At 67.2% G+C, this 4444-nt stretch carries 5 protein-coding genes; 1 reads left to right on the forward strand and 4 read right to left on the reverse strand.

From position 1 onward, the window contains the following. The coding region (locus AC1D2K_RS30615) for a LysR substrate-binding domain-containing protein (RefSeq protein WP_478093682.1) at nt 1–794 on the forward strand (794 nt) is incomplete at its 5' end. A 19-nt stretch (nt 795–813) separates the two neighbouring features. On the opposite strand, the gene AC1D2K_RS30620 is transcribed toward AC1D2K_RS30615, so the two are convergent. The 4 genes from AC1D2K_RS30620 to AC1D2K_RS30635 form a co-directional block, all read right to left on the reverse strand. After that, nucleotides 814–957: a hypothetical protein gene (locus tag AC1D2K_RS30620; RefSeq protein WP_478093684.1), complete on the reverse strand. Its 144-nt coding sequence runs from the start codon at nt 955–957 to the stop codon at nt 814–816. Nucleotides 958–1043: 86 nt separating this feature from the next. Continuing rightward, on the reverse strand, nt 1044–2324 hold the full coding sequence (locus tag AC1D2K_RS30625) for a bifunctional O-acetylhomoserine aminocarboxypropyltransferase/cysteine synthase (protein ID WP_478093686.1): 1281 nt from the start codon (nt 2322–2324) through the stop codon (nt 1044–1046). A 229-nt stretch (nt 2325–2553) separates the two neighbouring features. After that, nucleotides 2554–3834: an amidohydrolase gene (locus AC1D2K_RS30630; protein WP_478093690.1), complete on the reverse strand. Its 1281-nt coding sequence runs from the start codon at nt 3832–3834 to the stop codon at nt 2554–2556. Between the two features lie 241 nt (nt 3835–4075). Beyond that, nucleotides 4076–4444, reverse strand: a 369-nt coding sequence (locus AC1D2K_RS30635; RefSeq protein WP_478093688.1) for a UbiX family flavin prenyltransferase, incomplete at its 5' end; no start/stop codon positions are given.

Genomic DNA, 4444 nt, shown 5'->3' on the forward strand with positions numbered 1-4444 from the left:
GGGTCGGGGTCTTGCTGGTCAACCGGTCGACGCGCCGCATGAGCCTGACGCCCGAAGGCGAGCTGTACCTGGAACATGCCCGCCGGATCCTTGGCGAGATCGACGGGATGGAGGAGCTTCTCGGGGTTTCGAAGGCGATGCCCAAAGGCCTGCTGCGGGTGAATGCGACGCTGGGTTTCGGGCGCAGTCACGTGGCGCCGCTGATCTCGAGGTTCGTTCGCAAATACCCCGAAGTCGAGGTTCAGCTGCAACTCTCGGTCAACCCGCCCTCGCCGACCGAGGATCTGTTCGACGTCTGCGTGCGCTTCGGCGCGCCACCGGACAGTCGCGTGATCGCCAGGAACATCGCGGCCAACCGTCGCCTGCTGTGCGCGGCGCCGGCGTACCTGGCCAAGCACGGAATCCCGAAGGTCCCCAGCGACCTGGCCAGACACAACTGCATCGGGATCCGTCAAGGCGAAGAGGCTTACGGCGTGTGGCGCCTTGCCAGCGGGAGGGGCCGGAATGCGAGTACCGAAGCGGTGAAGACGCGGGGAAACCTGAGCACCAACGACGGCGAGATCGCGGTGAACTGGGCCCTGGATGGCCACGGCATCCTGATGCGGGCCGAGTGGGACATCGAACGCTACCTGGGCAACGGCCGCCTTGTGCACGTGTTGCCGCAGTACTTCACGCCGGACGCCGACATCTACGCGGTGTATCCGCAGCGGCACCAGCTCGCGGCGCGGGTGCGGGCCTTCGTGGATTTCCTGGCGCTATCGTTCACGCAGCAAGCGGCCTCGGCGAAATCGTAGCGCGGGCGGCCCCCCGCCCTCACATGCCCGCGTTCGAGTAGCGCTCGACCTGACAGGCGAAGCTGCCGGGCTGCGTCGAACAGACCGAGGGCTGGCGCGGCGGCGCGGTGCCCCCGCAGCCGGCCACCAGGCACAGCAGCGTCGCGATTGCGATCCTGACCATACGTGCTCCACGCTGTCGTTGATGTCGAGGCAGGGTAGCAGATGGGGTCGCGAGCGCAAGCGCGGGCCACGCGCGGGCTCGCGGGCCTACGCCCGAGCAGCCGCTTCCAGCGCCTGCGAGAGGTCGGCGAGGATGTCGTCGCTGTGCTCGATGCCGATCGACAGGCGAACCATGTCGCGCGGCACGCCGGCCTTCTCGAGCTCTTCATCGTTGAGCTGGCGATGCGTGGTCGAGGCCGGGTGGCATGCCAGCGACTTGGCGTCGCCGATGTTCACCAGTCGCACCACCAGCTGGAGCGCATCGATGAAGCGCGCGCCCGCCTCCTGTCCGCCCTGGATGCCGAAGGAGAGGATCGACGCCGGCCGGCCGTCGGTGTAGCGCACCGCCAGCGCGTGTTCCGGATGGTCGGGCAGGCCTGCGTACTTGACCCAGGCCACCTGAGGGTGCGTGCTCAGGTAGCGGGCGACCTTCAACGCGTTCTCCGTATGGCGCTCCATGCGCAGCGCCAGCGTCTCCAGGCCCTGGAGGATCAGGAAGGCGTTGAACGGCGACAGCGCCGCGCCCGTGTTGCGCAGGGGCACCACGCGGCAGCGCCCGATGAACGCCGCCGGCCCGAAGGCTTCGGTGTAGGTGACGCCATGGTAGGAAGGGTCGGGCGTGTTGAGCAGCGCAAAGCGCTCCTTGTGCTGCGCCCAGGGAAACTTCCCCGAGTCGATGACGATGCCGCCGATGCTCGTGCCGTGACCGCCGATGTACTTGGTCAGCGAGTGCACCACGATGTCCGCGCCGTGCTCGAACGGCCGGCACAGGATGGGCGTGGCGACGGTGTTGTCCACGATCAGCGGAACGCCGTGGCGGTGCGCCGCGTCGGCCAGGGCCTGGAGATCGACGATGTTGCCCGCCGGGTTCCCGATCGACTCGCAGAAGACCGCCTTGGTCCTGTCGTCGATCAGCGCCTCCAGCGCGGCGATGTCGTCGTGCGCGGCGAAGCGCGTCTGGATGCCGAAGCGCGGCAGCGTGTGCGCCAGCAGGTTGTAGGTGCCGCCATAGAGCTTGGCGACGGAGACGATGTTGTCGCCGGCCTCGGCCACCGTCTGGATCGCATAGGTGATGGCCGCCATGCCCGACGCCACGGCCAGCCCGCCGACCCCGCCCTCCAGCGCGGCCACGCGCTGCTCGAGCACGGCGTTGGTGGGATTCATGATGCGGGTGTAGATGTTGCCCGCCACCTTCAGGTCGAACAGGTCCGCGCCGTGCTGCGTGTCGTCGAATGCGTAGGAACTGGTCTGGTAGATCGGGACCGCGACCGCCTTGGTGGTCGGGTCGGGGCTGTAGCCGGCATGGATGGCCAGGGTCTCGAGTTTCATTGGCTTTCTTCTTTCGTTGTCGTGTCGGAAGCCGCCGATATTAGGGGCAAGGTCCAGCCGCGCTGGCCGACCCTCGGACCGGTCCAGCCCGGCATACTTGCGCAACAAAACCCACATGCTGGGGCGCATCATTCCTGGGGCAGATGCCCAGGACGTCCTGTGGCATCAGCGCGCGCCCGCGCGCGTCAATGCGCAGGTCGTTCTCATGGTCACGGCCGATTCGCGGTTCTCAGCTTCGACCCAGCACGCTGAGGACTGCCAAGCTCATCGCCTTCACGCCGGTCTTGATCGACGGCTCAGGCAGCGGTGCGAACTGTGGCGAATGGTTGAAAACCAGCGGCTTTCCTCCTGGGCGCAAAGAATCGGCGACGACCTTGGGATCGGTGACCCCGATGAGGAACATCATCGACGGTACTCCTTGAACGCCATACTCCGCGAAATCCTCGCTGGTGGTCAGCGGGCGCGTTCGCATGACGTTCTGCCCTCCCAAGCCCGCCTGCAGCGCGGTCTCCACCCGTGCGGCCAGCGCCGCGTCGTTCACGGTAGCGGGTCCGGTCGGGGTCAGCGAGATCTCGGGTTCAGGGGCGCCGGCAGCGGCCGCGGCGGCCAAGGCGACGCGACGTACGCCCTCCACCAGCTGGGCACGCACGGCCGCGTCGTAGGAACGGATGGTCCCCCGCAGCACCGCCCGATCGGGGATGATGTTGGCCGCACTGCCGGCTTGCACGGAACCGATGGTCACCACGCCGAACTCCATGGGATCCTTCTCCCTGCTCACCAGCGACTGCACGTCGACGACGAAGCGGGCAGCGATCAGCACCGGGTCCAGTGCCTTGTGAGGCGCCGACCCGTGGCCACCTCGACCCTTGAAGACGATTTCGACCGCGTCGGACGCCGATGTCATCGGACCAACGGCATAGCTCACGGTGCCCGTGGGACGCGGGTCGGTGTGCAGCGCCAGCGCGATGTCGGGCTTCGGGAACCGGGTGAACAGGCCGTCGGCCAGCATGGCCCGCGCGCCGGTACTCGATTCCTCCGCGGGCTGCGCCACGAACATCAGCGTCCCCTGCCAGCGATCCTTCTGTCCGGCCAGGGTGCGCGCCACGCCCACCCAGGTCGCCATGTGCACGTCGTGGCCGCAACTGTGGGCGACGAACGTCTCGCGGCCATTCCATTCGGCCTTGGTCCGGCTGGCATAGGACAGGCCGGTCTGCTCTTCCATGGGCAAGCCATCCATGTCGGTGCGCACCATCACTGTCGGCCCGGTGCCGTTTCGCAGCAGCGCCACCACGCCGGTCTTGCCGACCTTTTCCGTGACCTCGAAGCCGAGTGCGCGCATTTCCGCCGCCAGCCGAGCCGCCGTTCGGACTTCGGCGAAGCCCAGTTCCGGATGGGCATGCAGGTCCTTGTACAAGCTCTCCAATTGCGGGTACACGTCCGCCAACGAGCGGTCGATCGAGGTCGCCGACCCCTGCGCAGCCGCCCACCCGGATGTCAGCAACGCGGCCATCAGCGCCACGCGTCGAACCTGGTAGCCAAAGTTTGTCTCTTGCATCGTCTTCCTCTTGTTGAATGAATTGAAAAGCGCTGTCGAAACGCATGTCTTCCCGTGTCAGGCACGGCCTCTTGCCGAGACCACACGCGAACAGCTCTCACGTCGGCCTGTCCGTCTCTTGGCGACCGACAGGCGAAGCGATCCGCAGCCGCGCCGTTCCAGATCGCGCGAAGAACGCGCTGCCTGGTGGAACGGCTCAAGGCGGCGTGGCGCCAGTCTCGCCCCAGCGAGGCATTCCACCGAACTCGATGTCAAACAGGTCAAGCACACGTCCGACCGTGTGATTCACGACGTCGTCGAGTGACTGCGGACGGGTATAGAACGCCGGCACCGGCGGGCAGATGATCCCGCCGGCCTCGGTGACGGCGGCCATGCTGCGGATGTGCCCGATGTGCAGGGGCGTCTCGCGCACCATGAGGACCAGGCGCCGGCGCTCCTTGAGCGTGACGTCGGCCGCGCGCGCGAGCAAGGTGCTGGTACATCCCGTGGCGATCTCCGACAGCGTCTTGACGGAGCATGGGGCCACGATCATGCCGTCAACGCGAAAGGAGCCACTGGAGATGGC

Source organism: Variovorax sp. P1_H12_2, assembly GCF_056405335.1.